General features: G+C 72.0%; 19 protein-coding genes. 8 read left to right on the top strand and 11 right to left on the bottom strand.

The annotated features are described in order from the left end of the window. The first annotated feature begins 25 nt into the window (after window positions 1-25). Both EV375_RS19145 and EV375_RS19140 read left to right on the top strand, forming a co-directional pair. Complete coding sequence (locus EV375_RS19145) at window positions 26-2,692, top strand: sensor histidine kinase (protein WP_130300512.1); 2,667 nt, start codon at window positions 26-28, stop codon at window positions 2,690-2,692. Between the two features lie 41 nt (window positions 2,693-2,733). Next, complete coding sequence (locus tag EV375_RS19140) at window positions 2,734-3,414, top strand: response regulator (protein ID WP_130300511.1); 681 nt, start codon at window positions 2,734-2,736, stop codon at window positions 3,412-3,414. Window positions 3,415-3,570: 156 nt separating this feature from the next. On the opposite strand, the gene EV375_RS19135 is transcribed toward EV375_RS19140, so the two are convergent. Then, complete coding sequence (locus tag EV375_RS19135) at window positions 3,571-4,137, bottom strand: rhodanese-like domain-containing protein (RefSeq protein ID WP_130300510.1); 567 nt, start codon at window positions 4,135-4,137, stop codon at window positions 3,571-3,573. 75 nt (window positions 4,138-4,212) lie between these two features. Between EV375_RS19135 and EV375_RS19130 the strand changes: the two genes are divergently transcribed. After that, complete coding sequence (locus EV375_RS19130; protein WP_055484788.1) at window positions 4,213-4,488, top strand: metal-sensitive transcriptional regulator; 276 nt, start codon at window positions 4,213-4,215, stop codon at window positions 4,486-4,488. A 25-nt stretch (window positions 4,489-4,513) separates the two neighbouring features. Here the strand turns inward: EV375_RS19130 and EV375_RS19125 are convergent, their stop codons facing one another. Genes EV375_RS19125 through EV375_RS19115 form a run of 3 tightly spaced genes read right to left on the bottom strand, consistent with a single transcriptional unit; the run spans window position 4,514 to window position 7,036 of the window. Further along, window positions 4,514-5,269 (bottom strand): sulfite exporter TauE/SafE family protein, encoded by a 756-nt coding sequence (locus EV375_RS19125; RefSeq protein WP_130300509.1) that lies wholly within the window; start codon window positions 5,267-5,269, stop codon window positions 4,514-4,516. Beyond that, window positions 5,266-5,634 carry a rhodanese-like domain-containing protein gene (locus EV375_RS19120; RefSeq protein ID WP_130300508.1) on the bottom strand — a complete coding sequence of 123 codons (369 nt, stop codon included), beginning with the start codon at window positions 5,632-5,634 and terminating at the stop codon, window positions 5,266-5,268. Before EV375_RS19120 ends, EV375_RS19125 begins: the two co-directional genes overlap by 4 nt. Window positions 5,635-5,671: 37 nt before the next feature. Then, window positions 5,672-7,036 carry an MBL fold metallo-hydrolase gene (locus EV375_RS19115; protein WP_130300507.1) on the bottom strand — a complete coding sequence of 455 codons (1,365 nt, stop codon included), beginning with the start codon at window positions 7,034-7,036 and terminating at the stop codon, window positions 5,672-5,674. 170 nt (window positions 7,037-7,206) lie between these two features. On the opposite strand from EV375_RS19115, the gene EV375_RS19110 reads away from it, so the two are divergent. Continuing rightward, a complete protein-coding gene (locus EV375_RS19110) occupies window positions 7,207-7,473 on the top strand; it encodes a metal-sensitive transcriptional regulator (RefSeq protein ID WP_130300506.1) in 267 nt (88 codons plus the stop codon). Window positions 7,474-7,795: 322 nt separating this feature from the next. Continuing rightward, entirely contained in the window at window positions 7,796-8,950 is a 1,155-nt protein-coding gene (locus EV375_RS19105) for a right-handed parallel beta-helix repeat-containing protein (RefSeq protein WP_130300505.1), read from the top strand. A gap of 195 nt (window positions 8,951-9,145) precedes the next feature. On the opposite strand, the gene EV375_RS19100 is transcribed toward EV375_RS19105, so the two are convergent. Together EV375_RS19100 and nhaA are read right to left on the bottom strand one after the other, a co-directional pair. Continuing rightward, entirely contained in the window at window positions 9,146-10,192 is a 1,047-nt protein-coding gene (locus EV375_RS19100) for a right-handed parallel beta-helix repeat-containing protein (RefSeq protein WP_130300504.1), read from the bottom strand. 172 nt (window positions 10,193-10,364) lie between these two features. Next, complete coding sequence (nhaA, locus tag EV375_RS19095; RefSeq protein WP_486588578.1) at window positions 10,365-11,690, bottom strand: Na+/H+ antiporter NhaA; 1,326 nt, start codon at window positions 11,688-11,690, stop codon at window positions 10,365-10,367. 723 nt (window positions 11,691-12,413) lie between these two features. On the opposite strand from nhaA, the gene EV375_RS19090 reads away from it, so the two are divergent. Next, a complete protein-coding gene (locus EV375_RS19090; RefSeq protein ID WP_130300503.1) occupies window positions 12,414-13,292 on the top strand; it encodes a universal stress protein in 879 nt (292 codons plus the stop codon). 267 nt (window positions 13,293-13,559) lie between these two features. Next, window positions 13,560-15,968, top strand: a complete 2,409-nt coding sequence (locus EV375_RS19085; RefSeq protein ID WP_130300502.1) for a glycosyl hydrolase family 65 domain-containing protein — start codon at window positions 13,560-13,562, stop codon at window positions 15,966-15,968. 40 nt (window positions 15,969-16,008) lie between these two features. Here EV375_RS19085 and EV375_RS19080 read toward each other — a convergent pair whose 3' ends face one another. Genes EV375_RS19080 through EV375_RS19060 form a run of 5 tightly spaced genes read right to left on the bottom strand, consistent with a single transcriptional unit; the run spans window position 16,009 to window position 20,830 of the window. Continuing rightward, window positions 16,009-17,541 carry a nickel-dependent hydrogenase large subunit gene (locus EV375_RS19080; protein WP_130300501.1) on the bottom strand — a complete coding sequence of 511 codons (1,533 nt, stop codon included), beginning with the start codon at window positions 17,539-17,541 and terminating at the stop codon, window positions 16,009-16,011. After that, window positions 17,538-18,338, bottom strand: coding sequence for an NADH-quinone oxidoreductase subunit B family protein (locus tag EV375_RS19075; protein WP_130300500.1), 801 nt, complete (start codon window positions 18,336-18,338; stop codon window positions 17,538-17,540). The genes EV375_RS19080 and EV375_RS19075 overlap by 4 nt, the downstream gene beginning before the upstream one ends. Before the next feature lies 1 nt (window position 18,339). Further along, entirely contained in the window at window positions 18,340-19,116 is a 777-nt protein-coding gene (locus tag EV375_RS19070) for an FAD/NAD(P)-binding protein (protein WP_130301958.1), read from the bottom strand. A 56-nt stretch (window positions 19,117-19,172) separates the two neighbouring features. Beyond that, window positions 19,173-19,655, bottom strand: coding sequence for a cyclic nucleotide-binding domain-containing protein (locus EV375_RS19065; RefSeq protein WP_207228426.1), 483 nt, complete (start codon window positions 19,653-19,655; stop codon window positions 19,173-19,175). Next, entirely contained in the window at window positions 19,652-20,830 is a 1,179-nt protein-coding gene (locus tag EV375_RS19060) for a 4Fe-4S dicluster domain-containing protein (RefSeq protein ID WP_130300498.1), read from the bottom strand. Before EV375_RS19060 ends, EV375_RS19065 begins: the two co-directional genes overlap by 4 nt. Before the next feature lie 167 nt (window positions 20,831-20,997). Between EV375_RS19060 and EV375_RS19055 the strand changes: the two genes are divergently transcribed. Next, entirely contained in the window at window positions 20,998-21,534 is a 537-nt protein-coding gene (locus EV375_RS19055; RefSeq protein WP_130300497.1) for a hydrogenase maturation protease, read from the top strand. Window positions 21,535-21,547: the final 13 nt, after the last annotated feature.

Here is a 21,547-nt window from a genome sequence, read left to right as displayed (position 1 = left end):
CACCGACGTGGAAGACAATGGAGCCATGGCCCGCGGCAAACTGCGCATCTACCTGGGAGCCGCCCCAGGGGTCGGCAAGACCTACGACATGCTCTCCGAGGCCCACCGGCGTCTGGAGAGAGGCACGGACGTGGTGGTCGGCTTCGTCGAATGCCACGGCCGCCCACGCACCGAGGTGCTGCTCCACGGCCTGGAAGTCGTCCCGCGCCGTGAGGTGACCCACCGAGGAGCGGACTTCACGGAGATGGACCTGGACGCGGTACTCGCCCGCGAGCCGGCCGTGGCCCTCGTCGACGAGCTGGCCCACACCAACATCCCGGGCACCAGGAACGAAAAGCGCTGGCAGGACATCGAGCAGCTGCTCGACGCGGGAATCACCGTGATCTCCACGGTCAACATCCAGCACCTGGAATCCCTCACGGACGTCGTGGAGTCCATCACCGGCGTACGGCAGCGCGAGACAGTCCCCGACGGAGTCGTCCGCCGGGCCGACCAGATCGAGCTGGTGGACATGAGCCCGCAGGCGCTGCGCCGGCGTCTGGCACACGGCAACGTCTACGCGGCCGACAAGATCGACGCGACCCTGTCGAACTACTTCCGGCCCGGCAACCTCACCGCCCTGCGTGAACTCGCCCTGCTCTGGACCGCGGACAGAGTCGACGAATACCTCCAGCAGTACCGCGCCGAGAAGGGCATCTCCTCCCCCTGGCCGGCCCGCGAACGCATCCTGGTCGGCCTCACCGGCGGCCCCGAGGGCCGGACCCTCATCCGGCGGGCGACCCGCATCGCGGCCAAGGGCTCCGGCAGTGAGATCCTCGCCGTCTACATCTCCCGCAGCGACGGACTGACTTCGGCCTCACCGGAAGAACTCGCCATCCAGCGCAGGCTCGTCGAGGATCTCGGCGGCACCTTCCACACCGTCGTCGGCGACGACGTTCCCGACGCGCTGCTCGACTTCGCCCGCGGCGTCAACGCCACGCAGATCGTGCTCGGCACCAGCCGGCGGAAGTCCTGGCAGTACGTGCTCGGCCCCGGGGTGGGAGCCACCGTCGCGCGCGAGTCCGGCCCCGACATCGACGTGCACATCGTCACCCACGAGCACGCCGCCACGGGCCGGGGGCTGCCCGCCGCCCGCGGAGCCCGGCTCGGCCGCAGCCGTCTCGTCGCCGGGTGGCTCACCGGCACGGCCGGGCCGGCCCTGCTCACGCTGCTGCTCACGGCACTGGGGCCGGGGCTGGGGCTCGCGAACGAGATGCTGCTCTTCCTCACGCTGACGGTGACAGCGGCGCTGCTGGGCGGGCTGCTGCCCGCTCTCGTCTCGGCCGTCGTCGGATCACTGCTGCTGAACTTCTTCTTCAGCGCCCCCGTGCACACCTGGACCATCTCCGACCCCAACAACATCCTTGCCATCGTGATCTTCGTGGTGTTGGCGGTCGCGGTGGCCTCCGTGGTGGATCTTGCGGCCCGCCGCACCCACCAGGCGGCCCGGCTGCGTTCCGAGGCCGAGATCCTCAGTCACCTCACGGGCGGTGTGCTGCTCGGGGCGGCCCCCGCGCACCCGACGGAACCCGGGCCGCGTGAGCGGGGCGTCTCCGAGCCGGGGCAGGGCGAAGGAGCGATGCCGGCCGAGGGGGCGGAGCCGGCCCAGGGAACGGAGCCCACCGAACGGGCCGAGCTGGCAGTCCTGCTGGAGCGCGTCCGGGAGACCTTCGGCATGGAATCCGCCGCCCTGCTGGAGCGCACCGGCGAGCGAGGCGGTTGGAGACGCGCCGGAAGTGCGGGGCCCCGCCCGGCGGACCACCCCGACGACGCGGAGGTGGCCGTGCCCGCCGGGAACAGCACGGCACTGGCGTTGCGCGGCAGGGTGCTGCCGGCTGAGGACCGGCGTGTCCTCGGTGCGTTCGCCGCGCAGGCCACCGCCGTTCTGGAACGTCGGCGGCTGATCGCCGAAGCGGAACGGGCCCGCCGGCTGGAGGAGACCGACCGCATCCGCACCGCCCTCCTCGCGGCGGTCTCGCACGATCTGCGCACGCCTCTCGCCGCCGTCAAGGCGTCGGTGTCATCGCTGCGTTCCGAAGACGTCGCCTGGTCGGAGGCCGACAGGGCCGAACTGCTCGCCGCCACCGAGGAGGGCGCCGACCGGCTCGACCACCTCATCGGCAACCTGCTGGACATGAGCAGACTCCAGACCGGAGCCGTCACCCCGCTCATGCGCGAGACCGACCTCGACGAGGTCGTTCCGCTCGCGCTCAGGGGCGTGCCCGAATCCGCGGTGCGGCTGGACATCCCCGAGACCCTGCCCATGGTCACCGCCGACAGGGGGCTGCTGGAACGCGTCGTCGCCAACGTCTTGGAGAACGCCGTCAAGTACAGCCCCGGCGACAACCCGGTACTGCTGTCCGCCAGTGCCTTCGGGGACACCGTCGAGCTGCGCACCATCGACCGCGGCCCCGGCGTACCGGACGCGGACAAGGAACGCATCTTCGAGCCGTTCCAGCGCCGCGGGGACGTGCCGCGCGGCGACGGCGTCGGCCTCGGTCTGGCCGTCGCCCGCGGCTTCGCCGAGGCCATGGGCAGTTCGCTGACCGCCGAGGACACTCCCAGCGGCGGCCTGACCATGGTTCTCACTCTGAGAACCGCTCCCGGCAGGCCCCCTGCCCGGCCCGATCTCCCCGCGGGAGCCGTCTCATGACCCGAACCCTGGCAACCGCCCCGCGGCACGAGGGAGGAAGGATGCCCCGGGTCCTCGTCGTCGACGACGAACCGCAGCTCGTACGGGCTCTCACGATCAACCTGCGCGCCCGCAAGTACCGCGTGGAATCCGCCCACGACGGTGCCTCCGCCCTTCAACTCGCCGCCGCCTCACCCCCCGACGTGGTGCTCCTCGACCTCGGCCTTCCCGACATCGACGGCATCGACGTCATCAAGGGCCTGCGCGGCTGGACCCGGGTGCCGATCATCGTGCTCTCCGCTCGCCACACCTCGGACGAGAAGGTGGACGCCCTCGACGCCGGCGCCGACGACTACGTCACCAAACCCTTCGGCATGGACGAACTCCTCGCCCGTCTGCGCGCCGCCGTCCGCAGGGCCGCCCCGGCCGCCGACGATGAGGACGTCGTCGTCGAGACCGAGACCCTGACCGTCGACCTCGCGGCCAAGAAGGTCCGGCGGGACGGCAGCGACATCCGGCTCACCCCGACCGAGTGGCACGTTCTGGAAGTCCTCGTACGCAACTCCGGACGCCTGGTCACGCAGCGGCAGCTGTTGCGGGACGTGTGGGGACCCAACTACGAGACGGAGACCAACTACCTGCGGGTCTACATGGCCCAGCTGCGCCGCAAGCTCGAACAGGACCCCGCGCACCCGCGCCACTTCATCACCGAAGCGGGCATGGGCTACCGCTTCGAGCGATAGCCCGTACCGGGCTCCGGTCGTTCGACTCCCCGGAGCCCCGCCGGGAATGACCCCACTCGGCGGGGGACGACAGCCCTGCGTCGGGACCGCGGACAACGTTCCGTCACCTCGGTGTGCGCCCGACCCGGCCACAGGGCCGGACAGGGCCGGACCGCCTCAGCCGCGCAGAGCGGCGAGTGTCGTGTCGAGGTCGGCGCCTCGGGGCCGGTTGTGCGGCAGCTTTGCCAGCACGGCGGCCATTCCGCAGGTGTCGGTGACGGCGGAGAAGACCAGCCCCCCTGCGACGGCTGCGGAGAGCAGCAGCGCCCAGGGGAGAACCAGGCCCACGATCAGGCCGATGAGGACGAGGCTCCCCGCGGCAAGCCGGACCTGGCGTTCCATGCCCCAGGTCGTGCGGGCTCCTTCGGGGCGGTGCAGATCGTGGCCGCGGTCGCTCCATGCGTTGGTGCCGCCGTCGAGTGTGGCGGCGTCGATGCCCCGGGCGGAGAGTTTCCGGGCCGCCTGGGCGGAACGGGCCCCGGAGGCGCAGACGATGAGGAGCCTGCCGCGGCCTGCCGCCTCCGTCAGCGCGGGCAGGGCCCGGTCCAGTTGGTCCAGGGGAATGTTGTGCGCGGAGGGCAGGTGCCCCGAGGAGTATTCGCCGGGGGTGCGGACGTCGATGACGGTCAGGTCGTGGATCCGGGTGCCGAGCTGGTCGACGCCGAGGCTGGTGGGAGTGGTCATGGCAGATGTCATCCTTGGTGTCGCGGGGACATACCCCGGTGGGTTACCCCGAGGGGTAGGAAACGGGAGTTCGACGTGGAGTTGGAACTGGCGGGTGCGGAGCTGAAGGCCGTGGTCAACCGGCTGCGCCGCGCACAGGGGCAGATCGCGGGGATCATCAAGATGATCGAGGAGGGACGGGACTGTGAGGACGTGGTGACCCAGCTCGCGGCGGCTTCCCGTGCTCTGGACCGGGCGGGTTTCGCGATCATCGCCACAGGACTGCAGCACTGCCTCGCCGACAGCGAGCAGGTGGCCGACCGGGACGAGATGCGGGCCAGGCTGGAGAAGCTGTTCCTCTCCCTGGCGTGAGCGGCGGCCTGCTCGCACCGGCGCCTCATATGAGGGTGTCCGCGAACATGAACGCAGCCACGGCCAGCAGGACGACGGCGAAGCTGCGCTGCAACGCGGCGCCGGAAAGCCGTGCCGCCAGCCGCTTCCCGTCCCAGGCCCCCAGGACCGCGGCTCCCGTGAACGGCGCCACGACGGACCAGTCGATCCTGTCGACGGTCGCGAATCGGGTGCTCAACGCGGCCAGGGAGTTGACCCCGATCACCAGCAGGCTGGTGCCGATCGCGGCGCGCATCCGGAAGCCCAGTGCACCCACCAGGGCGGGGACCGCGAGAAAGCCGCCGCCGACGCCGAGCAGGCCGGTCAGTCCTCCCAGGCCCGCACCGGCGGAGACGGCCCGGACGGGACGGGCCGGGGTGTCCTGTTCCCCGGCCTCCGTCGACGCTTTCGTGCGGAGCATCCCTGCGGCCGCGATCGCGGCGATCACGGCGAACGCCGCGGTCAGCACGTTGTGCGGCAGCCGTGCGGCGGCGGCCCCCGCCAGCGCGGCCGGGATCAGGCCCGCCGCGGCGAACGCGGCTCCGGACTTCCAGCGGACGTTCCCCGCCCTGGCGTGCGTGAGCAGGCCGGTGAGCGAGGTGGCGGTGACGATCAGCAGACTCGCGGTCGTCGCGGCCACCGGACTGAAGTCCAGCAGGTAGATCAGCGCCGGAACGGCCAGAACACTGCCGCCGCCGCCCAGCCCGCCGAGCGCGAGGCCCACGACGGCACCCGCGGCGAGGGCCATGAGAAGTGCGGTCACGCTGTGGCACCGCTTCCGCCACGGCCGTCGTCCACCGGCAGGCCGGCCTCCGTCCAGGCCTGCATGCCGCCGATGACGTCGACGGCGTCGATCCCGCGTTCCGCCAGCAGTTCGGCGGCCCTCTGCGAGCGTCGTCCGGAGCGGCAGACCGCCACCACCGGGCGGCCCTGAGCGGCCGTCGGCAGCGGCGCTCCGTCGAGCAGTTCCGGCAGCGGGGCGTGCACGGCCCCGGTCGCGTGTCCGGCTGTCCACTCGGACATCTCACGTACGTCGAGCAGGACCGGGCCGGCCGGGTCGCGGGTGTTCGTTCGCTCGTGGGCCTCGGCCGCGGTGATCCGGCCGGGCCCGGAACGGATCGAGAACATCGGTGTCACTCCAGTCGTGGCTGCGGGGGCGTGTGGCTCAGGTGCCGGTGGTGAGGGAGAGTCCGGCGTCGCGTGCGGCGTCGAACCCGTCGTCCACGGCCACCACGTCGCGGTCGGCGGAGTCCAGAAGGGACGCGGCGATCGCCGCCCGCATCCCGCCCGCGCAGTGCACCCACACGGTGCCGGGCGGAACCTCGCCGAGCCGGTCGTGCAATTCGTGGATCGGGATGTGGACCGACCCCTCGATGTGGCCGGCCGCCGCACGCTCCGAGTCCCGACGCACGTCGAGAATCACGATGTCGCCGTGGTCCGTGTCCGCCAGGCCGGCGAACGTCGAGCGAGGGAAGGAGCGAAGTTCCGCACCCTCGGTGAGCCATGACTGCGGGTCCCCCGTCGCGGAGGCTGCCGGGCGGTCGATGCCGACCCGCGCCAGTTCCCGCTGGGCCACGGCAACTTGGCCGGCCGACTCGGCGAGCAGTGTGACGGGCTTGCCCCACGGGATCATCCACGCCAGGTAGGTGGCGAGCTTGCCCTCGGCCTCGAAGTTGAACGAACCGGCGACGTGCCCCTGGGCGAACGCGACTCGGTTGCGCAGGTCCACGACCCACTCGCCGGCGGCCAGGCGGCGGGCGATCTCCTGGCCGTCGGCAGCCTGGGGCGGCCTCAGGTCCACGGCGGCCGGACCGGATGCATTGGCCGGACCCATGTGCGTGTAGTAGGCAGGCACGTCGTCCAGACCGGCAAGCATGTCGGCCACGAAGGCGTCGACGTCCTTGACCAGGGCGTCGTTGCCGGCCCGCTCCTTGCCGATGGTGGTGGTGTCGCCCTCTCCCCGGGAGGAGGAGCAGAAGCTGCCGAACCCGTGGGTCGGCAGGACGGGAACCTCGTCGTCCAGCTCTCCCACCAGCCGGTGCGCGGAGGCGTACTGGTCACGGGCGAGCTGCTCGGTCAGCCGCGGCTCCACGAGATCGGTCCGGCCGACGCCGCCGATGAGCAGCGCTCCTCCGGTGAAAGCCGCCACCCCGCGGCCGTCCTCCTCGAGTGCGTACGAGGTGTGATGCGGGGTGTGGCCGGGGGTTGCGATGGCCCGCAGCGTCAGGCCTTCGTCGATGACAGCGGTGTCTCCGTCGGCGACGGGGACCCGCTCGAAGGACACGCGCGCGCCCGCCGGCACCAGGTACCGGGCGCCCGTCACCCCGGCCAGCTCCAGCCCGCCGGTCACGTAGTCGTTGTGGATATGGGTCTCCACCACGTGAGAGATCCGCACTCCGCGGCGAGCGGCAGCCGCGATCACCTGGTCGATGTCGCGTGGCGGGTCGACGGCGACAGCGGTGTGCTGCCCGCCGGCGAGGTAGCTGCGGTTGCCCAGCCCCTCCAGCTCCATGGTGTCGATGAAGAACACGTCTGCACTCCCTTCGGCTTTTTACCCCGGGGGGTATCCTTGGCCAACGTAACATACGTACCCCCCGGGGTATTTTCAGGAGCCGGAACCAGGCCGCAGAGGCCGAACCCGGGGGCCAGGTACCCGTACGGGTATTGCCGACACGGGGCACGCGACAAGGAGGGGCCCACATGAACCAGGACCAGGAAGCGATCGGCGCGGTGCTCAACCGCCTGCGCAGGGCCCAGGGCCAACTCACCGGCGTCATCGCCATGATCGAGGCCGGACGCGACTGCAAGGACGTCGTGACTCAGCTGTCGGCCGTCTCCCGCGCCCTGGACCGCGCCGGGTTCAAGATCATCGCCAGCGGGATGCGGCAGTGCCTGGACGGAACGGACGACCAGAAGGCCTCGCTGACCGAGGAGGAACTCGAGAAGCTCTTCCTCTCCCTGGCCTGAATCCGGCGCGACCGGCACACCTTCACGCCTGCGGCGGGAGCCGCGGGCGGAGACGGAGAGCAGTACGCCGGTGCCGCACCCGCCTCGCCCCGAGGGCCGGCACGCGGCGCCGGGGGACGAGGCGCCGGGGCCGCCGGGAGACGAGGCGCCGGGGAGACGAGGCGCCGACGACGCCAGACAGCCGAGGCGCACATGCGTCGACTGCCTGCTTCGGATAGATCTCGGACTGTCGATCAGTCGCGCCCGGGGCCGGCACCGCACGGTGACCGGGCGTCAGGAGAACCCGTCCTCCCTGTCCGTCCCCACAGCCAAGGGAAGCCGCATGACTCACACGCTCAGACGCGTCACCGTCACCGCCGCCACCGGACTCGGCCTCTGCCTGACCCTCCTGCCCGCCGGACAGGCACAGGCCCAGGCGCCTACCCGCGTCCCCTGCAACGACATCGCCGCGCTCAAGAGCGCCATCAGGGACGCGAACACCGGCGGCGGCAGCATCGTCCTCGCCCGCAACTGCACCTACTCCCTCACGGCGGCCGACAACACCGACGACGGCCTGCCCGAGATCACCGGCAAGGTGCGCATCACCGGGAACGGCAGCATCGTCCAGCGCGCCCCCAGCGCCACCGGAGCCTTCCGCATCTTCCACGTGACGCCGAACAGCAGCCTCACCCTGAACTCGGTCACCGTCCGCGGCGGCGACGCGTCCGGCACCGGCTTCGGCCAGGCCGGCGGGGGCCTCCTGAACGACCGCGGGCAGCTCGCCCTGAACGACGTGACCGTCAGGAACAACACGTCCGAATTCCTCGGCGGGGGGATCTGGAACAACGTGGGCACCCTCACCCTGCGGAACACCTCGGTCCGCGACAACACCAGCTCCGTCGCCGGAGCCGTGGCCACCAGCGGGACGATGACGATGCGGGGCGGCTCCCTCCGCGACAACACGGCCGGTTCCTGGGGCGGCGGCCTCGCGAACGCGGGGAACACCAAGCTCGACGACGTCTCCGTCGCCGGCAACAACGTCGGTGAGGGCAGGGGCGGCCTCGGGGGCGGCATGATGACCATGAGCATCAGCAGCGGCGGCACGGGAAGCCAGAGCGGACCGCTGCGCCTGAACTCCACCCGGATCAACGGCAACATCGCCGAGAGCTCCGGCGGCGGCATCTTCGTCGGAACCGACGAGCCGACGACCCTGTACAAGAGCGTCGTCACCCGCAACACCGCCAACGGCGGCCCCACCCAGGGCGGCGGCATCAACAACGACGGGCGTGGCTTCGGCGTCATCATCCGTCCGACCGGCGAACCCGAGCGTCAGCAGAGCAAGGCGAGCGGCTCCACCAAACAGGACCTGCCCAAGGTGAAGCTCATCGAGAGCAGCGTCTTCAAGAACCATCCGACCAACTGCGCCCCTCCCGGCAGCGTCCCCGGCTGCAACTCCGTCGGTTCCGCGCCCGCCACGGTCAAGCCCGGCAACAACTGAGGGCGCTCGGGAGCGGCGTGAACGCGATGGACGCGATCCACGCGATCGACGCCGTGAACGCGCTGCGCAGCGGCACTCCGCTGCCGCCGGCCTGATCCCGCGGTTCACCTGCGCGGGCAGGCACACGGAGGGCGGGACCCGGTCGCCGGGTCCCGCCCTCCGCGGGGTTCGTGACCGCGCGTCAGACCGGCCGGCTCATCTGACGGGCCTGATGTCGTCGGCGGGCGGGAGTTTCGAGGCCGGCGGGGTGACCGAAGCGGCCGGGTTGGTGCATCCGGCGACGCTGCCCTCCGGGGCGCAGTTGTCCGGGGCGTTGCGGACGACCTTGCTGACGGTGAGCGTGACCTGCCCGCCTGCTTCGTTGGCGATGCCGCCGCCGGAGGTGATCGCCGTGTTGTGCGTGACCAGGCTGCGCACCAGTGTCGCCGTACTGGCGTTGTTCGAGATGCCCGCGCCTGTGACGGCGATGTTGTCCCGGACCGTGGTCGACTTCAGCCGCAGCGTGGAGCCGTTCGTGTTGCGGACGCCGCCCCCCACGAGAGCCGTGTTGCCCCTGACCGACGCGGACTCCAAGGACGCGGTGCCAAGGATGTTCTCCAGCCCGCCACCGTTGCTCGTGAGCGCCCGGTTGCCGTCCAGGGACCCGCCCTTCATCGTCATCGTGCCGTTGCCGTCGTTGACGATCCCGCCGCCGAACCCGGATGCGGTGTTCCGCGCGACGGCACTCCGGTCGAGGTTGATCTGTCCACCGAGGCTGTAGATGCCCGCGCCCGATGCGGCGCGGTTGTTCTTCACGGCGGCGCGGTTCAGGTTCAGCGTGCCGCCGTCCTCGTTCCTGATTCCGCCGCCGAGACCGCTCGTGAGACGGCCGCCGCTGACCGTGAGCGACTTCAAGGTGAGCTTGCCTCCGTCCGCCACGTGGAAGATGCGGAAGTCCTGCGTCGCGTCCGGGGAGCGCCGGATGGTGGTCTCGCTGCCGGAGACGGTCACGTTGCCGGTGATCTCCGGCAGTCCGTCGTCCCCGTCGTCGGGCGCGGTCAGGGTGTAGGTGCAGTGCGACGCCAGGGTGATGCGGCCGCCGTCGGTGTTGGCCCGGTCGATGGCTGCGACCAGGCCGGCGATGTCGTTGCACCGCACATGGGTCCCCCCGGCCGCATTGGCCGGTGCGATCGGCAGGACCGCGGCGAACAGTCCGGCACCGGCCGCGGCCGTCATGGCACCGGACCGCAGAATGAGCTTCATCGCGCGACTCCCTCGGGGTTGGAGAGTGAAACGGCACATCTCCGGCCCCAGCGGCGCGCGGGGGCCGGGATGACGAGTTGACGTCTCATCCGTAACCGCGGCGGCCACGGCCTCACTTGGCCCGCCGCCGAACGGTCCCGTCGCCGCGAAGCCGCGTGTCACGGGGCCTGCCTCAGCCCTCGCGCCCCCGCCGGTCGAAGACCCCGTGGGTGTCGCGCTGGTAGATGTCGGGGATGTCGTCGGCGTTCTCGTCCACGTTCTCCTCCTCCCACAGCCTGCGGTAGACCCGGTCACGCCGCTTGAGGAGCACCGCGGCCAGAGCCGCGGCGATCAGCGAACCGAGCAGGACCGCGGTCTTCACGTACCGGGCCTGGGCGGGGTCGGGGAAGGCCAGTTCGCCGATCAGCAGGGAGACGGTGAAGCCGATGCCGGAGACCATGGCGAGTGCGAGGACGTCGGCCCACGTCAGGTCGGGGTTCAGCCGTGCGCGGGTGAAGCGTGCCGCGAGGTAGGTGCCGGCGAGGATGCCGACGGTCTTGCCGGCGACCAGGCCCAGCACCACGCCCAGGGGTTCGGGTCGCGTGAAGACCTCTCCCACGTCGGCCAGCGAGACCGCGACCCCGGCGGCGAACAGGGTGAACAGCGGAACCGCGACCCCGGCGGAGAGCGGTCGCAGCAGGTGTTCCGTGCGCTCTCCCGGAGAGGACGGCTCCGCCTTGTGCTCTGATGTCTCCTTGTCGCGCCGGGCGCGAAGGATCAGTCCCATCGCCACACCGGCGACCGTGGCGTGGATGCCGCCGTTGTAGGTCAGCGCCCAGATCGCGATCCCCAGCGGGACGTACCACCACCAGCCGCGGACACGGAAGCGCTGCAGCAGGTAGAAGACCACGAGCCCGGCGCCGGCGCCGAGGAGCGCGGGCGGGTTCAGGTCGCTGGTGAAGAAGACGGCGATGACCAGGATCGCGCCGAGGTCGTCCACGACCGCGAGGGTGAGGAGGAAGGCGCGCAGGGCGGAGGGCAGATGGGTGCTGAGGACGGCGAGCACTGCCAGCGCAAAGGCGATGTCGGTGGCCATCGGCACCGCCCACCCCTCGATGGAGCCGCCCCCGGCCACAGCCGTTGCGATGTAGAAACCGGCGGGCACCACCATGCCGCTCACGGCCGCGACCACCGGCAGCACCGCGGCCGCGGGACTGCGCAGCTCTCCCACCACCAGCTCACGCTTGAGCTCGATGCCGGCGACCAGGAAGAAGAGGGTGAGGAGACCGTCCGCGGTCCAGTGGCCCACGGAGAGGTCCAGCCCCAGGGCGGGGATGCCGAAGTGGAACTCCCGGGCGGCCTCGTAGGCGCCGCTCCACGGGGAGTTCGCCCACACCAGTGCGGCGACCGCGGCGGCCAGCAGCACCAGTCCGCCGATCGTCTCGGTCCGCAGCGCCCGCGTGATCGCGGCGCGTTCGGGCCAGGACAGCAGGCCCAGGAATGTTCGGCGCTGCTTCACGGAGTCAGGGCTCAGGTCAGGGCTCTGCACGAAAGCTCCAGGTCGTCGGCGTTCGGATACTACGGTCCCCAGTCGCCGACCAGACTTCCCGGCTCACCTCGCGCTCCCGGGCGCGTATAGAACACCCTATCGGCACGGCTTTTTCATCCTGTGGGCAGCTATCTCCCCCGAATCACTCCTCGCGATGCTGCCGCGGCGGAATCGGGCCCGTCACGCCTGCGGCGGGACACGCCGTCCCATGAAGCCGTACCCCGCCGAACCGTGGCCAGGCCTGGAACCGTTCACAGAGCTGGGCCGGTGCGGGCGGCTGCGACGAGGTTCGGCGCACCCGGTGAGGGGCCCTGGGCCCGGAGGCGGTCAGGGAGGCTCCGGCCCACGAGGACGGCCGCCCTCGCTGTCCGTGCTCCGCGCCGTCGCGTACGTGCCTCCGCCCCCTCGCTGTCCGCGCCTCCGCGCCCTCGCGTACGTGCCTCCGCGCCCTCGCTGCTGTGCTCGACGTCGGTGCCCTCACTGTCCGTCCCCTGGCTGTCCGTCCCCTCATCGCCCGTGCCTCCCATCCGCACGGTCGGCGGGGACCGGACCGATGGAGGGCCCGGCCGGCCCCGGACAGGGCCCTCCGGCTCTCCCGGGCCGCCCCTTCCCCGATGACACTGGCAGGAGGGGACTGCCCGTTCCTGACCAGGAGGGTTCCGTTCCCAGGGCTCGTTCGAGGGAGGAGGACCCATGGCCGACACCGTCATCGCAGGCCTGGACGGGACAACCGGAAGTGTCGCCGCCTCCGACTGGGCTGCCCGCGAGGCGCAGCGCAGGGGCGCGGAAGTGCGCCTGGTGCACGTACAGGAGCACACCCCCGACTACGACGAACACCGCGGGGTCGTCGGCGGGATCCCACCGGGGACCCTCGAGGAGCTGCGCGCCAGGCACCCGCAGGTGCCGATGGTGCTGGAGGAGGCTCCCGGCCAGCCTGCCGCCGCCCTCGCCGATCTCTCGGAGGACGCCGAGCTCCTGGTACTCGGCTGCCGGAAGCTCCACACCGCGGTGGGCTTCCTTCTGGGCTCCGTGTCACTCGCCACGGTCACGCGGACGATGTGCCCTCTGGTTCTCGTGCGCCCCTCCAGCCCGCCGGAGGAGGAGCACATGCCCGACTCCTCCGGTCTTCCCTCGGCGGCAACCCCGTACCGGGAGATCGTCCTGGGAGTGGCCCCCGAGCCCTGCAGCAGCCAGACGGCCTTCGCCTTCGACGCGGCCAACCGCCGCGGCGCCACGCTGCACGCCGTCCACGGCTGGCGGCCGCTGCCGGTGCCGCCGGACAGCCCCGAAGCTCTCACCCTGGGGGAGACCGAGGCACTGGAGGCCGACGCGGCCCGCCTGCTCGCGGAGCGGCTGGCCCCGTGGCGTGAGAGGTTCCCCGAGGTCGAGGTGAAGGAGGAGACCTCGCTCGGCCCGCCGGGCCGGCTGATCGTGGAGGCCGCTCAAGGGGCGGGGCTGGTCGTTCTCGGGCGCCCCGCCCGGCACAAGCCGTACGGCGCCTACGTGGGACCCGCGACCTACGCGGCACTCCATCACGCTCCCTGTCCCGTGGCGGTCGTGCCTGAGGGCTGAGCCGCTGCCGGAAGGCTGAGCCGCTGTCTCCCGGGGGACCGCGCCCGCTGCTCCTGGCGGGTTGCCGGCCTTCGCCCGTCTGCGGGCCGCGGTCCTCCGGGTCTCCCCACCCGCTCAAGGCCTTCCGCGGCGGGCCGCGGCGGCTTCCGCCGGAGCCGCCGCGGCTCTCGCCGGCCATCCCGGGGACATACGGGCCGGTCAGCGGGACACCCGGCCGATGGGCCCCGTCCGTCCGGTCGGGGCCGGGCTGCCGTCCGGAGGATCGCCATGGACGCCTGGACGTGGCTGTATGAGGGCTACGAGCAGGACCAGGAAAAGCTGCGTGAGGCGCTGTGCACCCTGGGGAACGGCCGCTTCGCCACTCGAGGAGCCGCTGTCGAGCTGCCGGCCGGCGGCGCGCACTACCCGGGCACCTACGCGGCCGGCTGTTCCAACCGCCTCGTCTCCGACGTCTCCGGGCACGAGGTGGAGAACGAGGACATGGTCAATCTCCCGAACTGGCTCCTCCTGCGCTACCGCCTCCACCCCGCAGGCGACGAGCGCGGTGACTGGCTCTCACCCCGCTCGCCCGAGATGGTGGCGCACCACCGCCGGCTGGACATCCGGCACGGCGAACTCACCCGCTACACCGCCTACCGCGATGCCGACGGGCGCGAGCTGGAAGTCGAGGAGACCCGCATCGTGAGCATGGCCGATCCCCAACTGGCGGCTCTGCGGATCGTCTTCACCGCGCGCGGCTGGTCGGGCGCCATCGACATCGAGTCGTGCCTCGACGGCGACGTGCGCAACGACGGGGTGGCCCGCTACCGCGACCTCGCCGACCGGCACCTGTGCGACTGGGACACCGGGACCACGGAGCCGCAGGTCACCTGGCTCCGCTGCCGGACGACCAGCTCCGGCATCGACATCGCCCTCGCCGCACGCACCACCGTCGCCGCGCCTGCCGGGGGCCCCGAGCAGGCGGCACCTTCGTTCACTCCCCGCAGGGCGGCCGACCGAAGGAGCGTGCCGATCGCGGAGAGCTTGCCGGTGACGGTCGAGAAGACCGTCGCGCTGCACACCTCACGTGACAACGCGATCAGCGACCCGCTGCACGCCTCGGTCCTGGCGGCCCGCAGGGCCCCGGTGTTCAGGCACCTGCGCGCGGCGCACCGCACGGCCTGGCGCAGATTGTGGACCGACACACGGATGGAGGTGGCGGGGGAGGCCGGACGCATCCTGCGCCTGCACCAGTTCCACCTGTTGCAGACCCTCTCTCCGCACACCGCCTCCCTGGATGTGGGTGCGCCGGCACGGGGACTTCACGGTGAGGCCTACAGAGGGCACGTCTTCTGGGACGAGCTGTTCATCCTGCCCTACTCCACCCTGCACGTTCCGGACGTGTGCCGGGCCCTGCTCGACTACCGCCACCGCCGCCTGCCGCAAGCGTGCCGCGCCGCTCGCGACGCGGGGTACGAAGGCGCGATGTACCCGTGGCAGAGCGGCAGCGACGGACGCGAGGAAACGCAGACGCTGCACCTCAACCCCCGCTCCGGCAGGTGGCTCCCGGACCGCTCCCACCTTCAGCGTCACGTCGGCTCCGCCGTCGCCTACAACATCTGGCACTACGCGCAGGCCACCGGCGACCTCGAATACCTCTACACCAAGGGCGCGGAGATGCTGCTGCTGGTCGCCCGCTTCTGGAGCAGCCTGGCCCGGTGGGACGACGCGGCGGGGCGTTACCGCATCACGGGCGTGGTGGGGCCCGACGAGTACCACGACGCCTATCCCGGGGCAGACGAGCCGGGCCTCGCGGACAACGCCTACACCAACGTCGGCGCCGCCTGGGTCCTGGCGCGCGCCCTGGAACTGGTCTCGACGCTTCCCGACCACCGCCGGGGGGAGCTCGTCGAGCAGCTGAGACTTGCGCCCGAGGAACTGGAGCGCTGGGAGGACGTCTCGCGCCGGCTGAGGGTCCCGTACCACGCCGGTGTCATCAGCCAGTTCGACGGCTACGGGGACCTCGCCGAACTCGACTGGGAGCGCTACGAGGCCGTCTACGGAAACGGAATGAGACGCCTGGACCGGGTGCTGGAGGCCGAGGGCGACAGCGTCAACCGCTACCGCGCCTCCAAGCAGGCCGACGTCCTCATGCTCGGCTACCTCTTCCCGCCGGCCGAACTCAAGGCCCTGTTCGACCGGCTCGGCTGCCCGCTGGACGACGCGCTCTGGGAGCGGACCTGCGACTACTACCTCCGCCGCACCAGCCACGGGTCGACCCTCAGCAGCCTCGTCCACGCCTGGGTGCTGGCGCGGGAACACCGGGCGGACGCCTGGCAGCACTGCCGGGAGGCGCTGCTGTCCGATGTCGCCGACCTCCAGGGAGGCACCACTGGTGAGGGCATCCACCTGGGCGCCATGGCGGGCACCCTCGACCTGGTCCAGCGCGGACTGACGGGCCTCAGGGTGCATGCCGGGGCCCTGCACCTGGACCCGGCGCCGCTGCCGCAGTTGTCGAAGTTCAGCTGCACCGTTCACTGCCTCGGCCACTGGGGGGTCGAGATCAAGGTGCGCAAGGACCGGCTGCACGTGGCGGTACCGGCCTCGGCGGCCGACCCGTTGCGTGTGGAGGCGGGCGGACGCATGCACACCATTCCGCCCGGCCGTGCGCGGTGGATGGAACTCCGGCCGGGGTGAGAGCGGCCTTCGCGGCAGGAGGCGCGGTGGTGCCGCGCGTTCACCCTGTGCCGGCGCCCGGGTCCGTGCCGGCACACAGGTCCGTGCCGGCCCCGTCCTCGCCTGCCCCGCTCTCCTCGCGCTCCCCGCTCTCCTCGCGCTCCCCGCTCTCCTCGCGCTCCCCGCTGTTCTCGCTCTCCTCGCTCTCCTCGCGTTCGACGTGCAGCCGCAGGAAGTGCGCGGAACACGAGATGCACGGGTCGTGGTTGCGGACCGCGCGCTCGCCCACGGCGGCCAGTTCCGCGTCGGTGGCGGGGCCGGAGCCCAGGCGTTCCTGGAGCGCGCGGCGGACGTCCTCTTCGATGGCTCCCTGGTTCTGCGCGGTCGGCGGCACCAGCACGGCGTCGGTGACGGAGCCGGCCGCGTCCAGCGTGTACCGGTGGTAGAGCAGCCCCCGCGGTGCTTCCGTCGCTCCGTGTCCGGTGCCGGCACGGGCGGGGACGTCGACGTGGGGCGACGGCGGCGGCTCGTAGCCGTCGATGATGCGCAGCGCCTCCTCCACCGCGTAAAGGACCTCGATCGCCCGTACGACGATGCTGCGGAAGGGGTTGCCGCACACCTCGCCCTCAGCGGGGTCGCCGAGCCCCGACTCCCGTGCCAGGCCGCGCAGTTCAGGCGGGAGCCACCGGCCGCTGACGGCGAACCGGGCGAGCGACCCGGTCAGATGGCGGCGGCCGTCCAGCCGGGAGTGCAGTGCCGTGGAGTGGGCCACCTGGTACTCGACCACGTGCTCGCTGAACGAATGGAGCGGGAACGTGCGGTAAGACGCCTGTTCCGGCGCCGAGTCGGAGGCTGCGGACGTCGAAGCTGCGGACGTCGAAGCTGCGGAGGCGGCCACCACGGCCGGGGTGCCGGAATCGATCGCGTAGGTGCCGGGTTCCGCGAGGGCGAGGAAGTCGGCATCGACGGCCGCATCGGGGAAGTCGAAGCCTGCGACCCAGCGCACCGTCGCCTCCGCGTCGTCCCGTGCCCGGACCAGCATCTCCCGCAGGGGCCGCAGTTCGGTGCGTGCCGGCACCCGGTGGAAGCCTCCGAGGCGTGCGTTGACCGGGTGGATGGAGCGCCCGCCCAGCTGCTCCACGACGGCGTTGCCGGCCTGCTTCAGGCGCAGGCCGCGCTCGACTTCCGTCCGGGCGAGGCCGGCGAGGCCGATCACGTCCGCACAGCCCAGGAAGTCCGGGGCGTGCAGCATGTAGACGTGCATGGTCTGGCTCTCGATCCACTCGCCGCAGTACAGGAGCCGGCGAAGGGCCGCCAGTTGCCCGCCGACGACGGCACCGCAGGCGTCCTCCATGGCCCGGCAGGCGCTCATCTGGTACGCGACCGGGCAGATCCCGCAGATGCGTGAGGTGATGTCGGGCGGTTCGGTGAAGGAGCGGCCCCGCAGGAACGCCTCGAAGTAGCGCGGCGGTTCGTAGATCGCCAGCAGGCTCTCGACGACCTGATCGCCGCGCAGCCGCAGCCTCAGCGCGCCCTGACCCTCGACCCGGGTGAGGCCGCCCAGGCGCAGCTCTCTCGTGGTTGCCGTGCTCACCCGAGTTCCTCCTTCCTGGAGGCGGCGTCGAACTCCGGCGCCGCGGTGTTGAAGGTCCGCAGCAGCCGCACGACGTCGAGGGTGTCCATGCCGTCGCGGCGCAACAGCGGTACGAACGCGGGGAAGTTGGTCGAATCGGAAGGGCCGAAGCAGCCGTAGCAGCCCCTCCCGTAGGCGGGGCACAGGGCACCGCACCCGGCGTGGGTGACCGGCCCCATGCAGGGGACGCCGCGGGCGACCGTCACGCAGGGCGTGCCGCGCCGCTTGCACTCGAAGCAGACGCTGTGAGCCGGCACGTCCGGTGTGCGTCCGTCCAGGAAGGCGGTGACGACTTCGAGGAGTTGACCGCGGTCGATGGGGCAGCCCCGCAGTTCGAAGTCGACCGGCACGTGGGCGCTGACGGGGGTGGACGTGGCGAGGGAGTCGATGTAGTCGCCGCGGGCGTAGACGAGAGCGCGGAACTCGGCCACGTCCGCGTAGTTGCGCAGCGCCTGGATGCCGCCGGCCGTCGCGCACGCCCCCAGGGTCACCAGGTGGCGGGAGACCTCCCGTACGTGCCGCACGCGTTGCGCGTCCTCGGGCGTGGTGATGGAGCCGTCGACCAGCGCGAGGTCGTACACGCCGTGGTCGGGCGCGGTGACCGCCTCCTCGAAGTACGCGACGTCGATGCGCTCGGCCAGCGCGAGCAGTTCGTCCTCGCAGTTGAGCAGCGTCAGCTGACAGCCGTCGCAGGAGGCGAACTTGAAGACCGCCAGGCGGGGCCGGCGGCGCCCGCTCCTCTCGTCATCCGTGCTCATCTCACAACTCCCTTACGGCGAGGAGCGGTTCGGCGACGTTCCAGGGCACCACGGGCCCGTCCCGGCACAGCAGGAGAGGACCGAGCTGGCAGTGGCCGCAGTGTCCGGTGCCGCACTGCATGGTGCGCTCCAGCGAAAGCTGGATCCGCTCCGGCGGCAGCCCGCGCCGCCGCAGATCGCGCGCTGTCGCGCGCATCATCACCTCGGGCCCGCACACGAACGCCGCCGCCCGGCCCGGGTCGAAGCCGGTCCGGCCGATGAGCCCGGTCACCACGCCCACGTCGCCGCGCCAGGTCTCGTCGGGCCGGTCCACCGTGACCAGGACCGTGGCCCCCGCGGTGCGCCACGTCTCGAACTCCCCGCCGTAGAACAGGTCGCCGGGGGAGCGCGCCCCGATCACGACGTTCACCCTGCCGAACCCCTCCGGAGCGGCGAGCACCGAGGTGATCACGGGACGCAAGGGGGCGAGGCCGAGGCCTCCCGCGACGATCAGCAGGTCCCGTCCGGCCGCCGCGGACAGGTCCCAGCCGGCTCCGTAAGGGCCTTGCACGCCGACCACGGTGCCGGTCGAGAGGGTCTCCAGGCGGGCGGAGACGGCGCCGGCTGAGCGGACGGTGTGCGACAGCCGGTCCCCTTCGAGGCGGGAGACGGACAACGGGACGTCCCCCACGCCGAAGCCGTGGACCATGGCGAACTGGCCGGGAGCGAACGGCGGAAGCGCCGAGCGCACCGGGTCCAGCACGATCGTCGACGTGTCCGCCGTCTCCTCCTTGCGCATCACCACCCGGTAAGGGGACGGCGGCCGGGCGGCGACGGCACCGGGCGGAGGGACCGTCACCGGGCCGCTCCGCGCGGGGCGGACGCCTGCTCCGGCCCGTTCCCGTACAGGTCCATCAGCCGGGTGCGGGCGGCGCGCAGGCGCTCGCCGATGACCTGTTCGGCGATGGTGCGGAAGAGCGCCAGTCCGGCGGCCGGCGAGTCCTCCATCGCGTCGCGCACCAGCCCAGCGTCGAACTCCCACGCGTGGACCTCGGTGCGGGTGCGGGCTCCCAGGTGCCACCGGTAGGGCTCGAAGAGCCATGACCAGCCGAGCAGTTCACCGTCCGCAACGGTCTCGACGACGACGGGGCCGCGGCCGGGGACGTGCACGTCGAGCGCCACCAGACCGCTGCGCAGGAGCCAGAAGCGGTCCGCGGCGCCTCCCTCGTCGAACATCCTGGTCCCGGCGGGGAAGCTGGTCTCGTGCGCGAACCCGAGCAGCCAGCCCCGGTGGATTCCGGGCAGGGTGTCGAGGAAACCGCGCGGGGCAGCGCTCACGCCGGCCCCTCCGCCGGGGCCGTGGGATCCGCCGGGGCCGCCGCAGCCGCCGAGCGTTCCGCGTGCAGGGCGTGCACTTCTTCCGTGATGTCGATTCCCGTCGGGCACCACACGATGCACCTGCCGCAGCCCACGCATCCCGTGCTGTCGAACTGGTCGTGCCAGGTGCCGACCTTGTGCGTCAGCCACTGCCGGTACCGGCTGAGCGGCGTCGCCCGGACAGGCCCCGAGGTCAGGTGCGTGAACTCCACGTCGAAGCACGACTCCCAGTGCCGCCAGCGCTCCTCGTGGGCGCCCGTCAGATCCGTGACGTCCTCGACGCTCGTGCAGAAGCAGGTGGGGCAGGCCATCGTGCAGTTGCCGCAGGTCAGGCAGCGTGCGGTGACGTCGTTCCAGCGTTCGGCGTGCAACGTGTCCCGCATCAGGTCCCGCAGGTTCACCGGCGGCATGCTGCGTCCCATGCGTCCCGCCGCCGCCTCGACCAGTCCCCTGGCCGTTTCCGCCGTCCGTTCGTCGGCCGGCGCACGCGGGAGACGGGCCAGGACCGTCGCTCCTTCGTCGCTGCCCGCCCGTACCAGGAACCGGTGGCTGTCCTGCTCGACGATCTCGGTGAGCGCCAGGTCGTAGCCGGGCCCGGCAGCCGGTCCCGACCCCATGGACACGCAGAAGCAGGTGGCTCCCGGTTCCGTGCACTCCGCCACGACGAGGAACGCCCGCCGGCGGCGTGCCGCGTACCGGGTGTCGGTGTGCGGACCGCCGCCGAGCACCCGGTCCTGGATCGCGATCGCCCGCAGGTCGCAGGGTCGTACGCCGATGAAGGCGTACGAAGGCACGGCACTGTCCTCCTCGTTGAACACCAGGTCGCCGTCGTCCGTGAGGTCGGTGGTCCACTGACGCTCGCGCTGCGGATGCAGGTACGTCTTCCAGGACTGGGGGCCGGCGCTGTGCGCGAAGGCGGCCCCGTCGGAGCGGGGCCGAAGCCGGTAGCGCCCCGCCTCCAGCTCCACTCCCCATCCGTACGGCAGCTCGCGGCCGCTGCCGATCTCGTCCAGGACGATGGCGTGGTCGCGCACGGTCGGCCCGACGACGGTCCGTCCGTCCTGTGCGAGCAGGGCGATGAGCGCGTCGATCCCGTCCTTGTCGAGCACCGCGCTCTGCCGGGAGTCCTCCGTCATCGCTCACCTTCCCTCGCGGAACCGGGACGGCAAGTATCGGAAGTGCGGGCGACGGCCTGACGTACCGACAGCGGGGGTGAAGCCAGACGGGTCCCTGCCGTCACTCTGTACGGTGGCCTCGCGCGGGAGCGGACGGCCGGGCGCGTGCGGCTCGGTAGGAACCCGTGATGAATCCCCTCCGCGCCCCCGCACGCACCGTCGTCATCGGCATCGGCAACGTCCACCGACGGGACGACGGGGCGGGCCCGCGCGTCGTCATCCGCCTCGCGGCCGGGCAAGGAGTGCCGGCCGGCGTCGCACTCCACGTCAGCGACGGGGAACCGGGGCGCCTGGTGGCCCTGTGGAAGGACGCCGAAGCCGCCGTCGTCGTCGACGCCGCCCGCGTCCGGCCGGGACAGCCGGGGACGGTCCACCGCCTCGAAGCCGCCGACATCGGGCTGCTGCCCGCCTCGGAAGCCGGAACGCACGGGCTGGGCCTGGGGGAAGCGGTGCGTCTCGCCCGCACGCTGGGCAGTCTGCCGCCGCGCCTGCTCGTCTACGCCGTGGAGACCGCCGACACGGGCTTCGGCACCGGACTGACCACCCGCGTCGAGGCGGCGGTCGAGACCCTCGCCCGGCTCATCCGGCGGCAGCTGCCCGGCCACGGCGGCCCGGCCGCAGGGGCTCCGGCGCCGGACGGCTGCGGGTGGCCGGCGGACCGGTGATCCGTCGGCTCGG

The organism is Streptomyces sp. CNZ301 (assembly GCF_004217425.1).
This window is presented reverse-complemented; position numbering and strand designations above follow the sequence as displayed.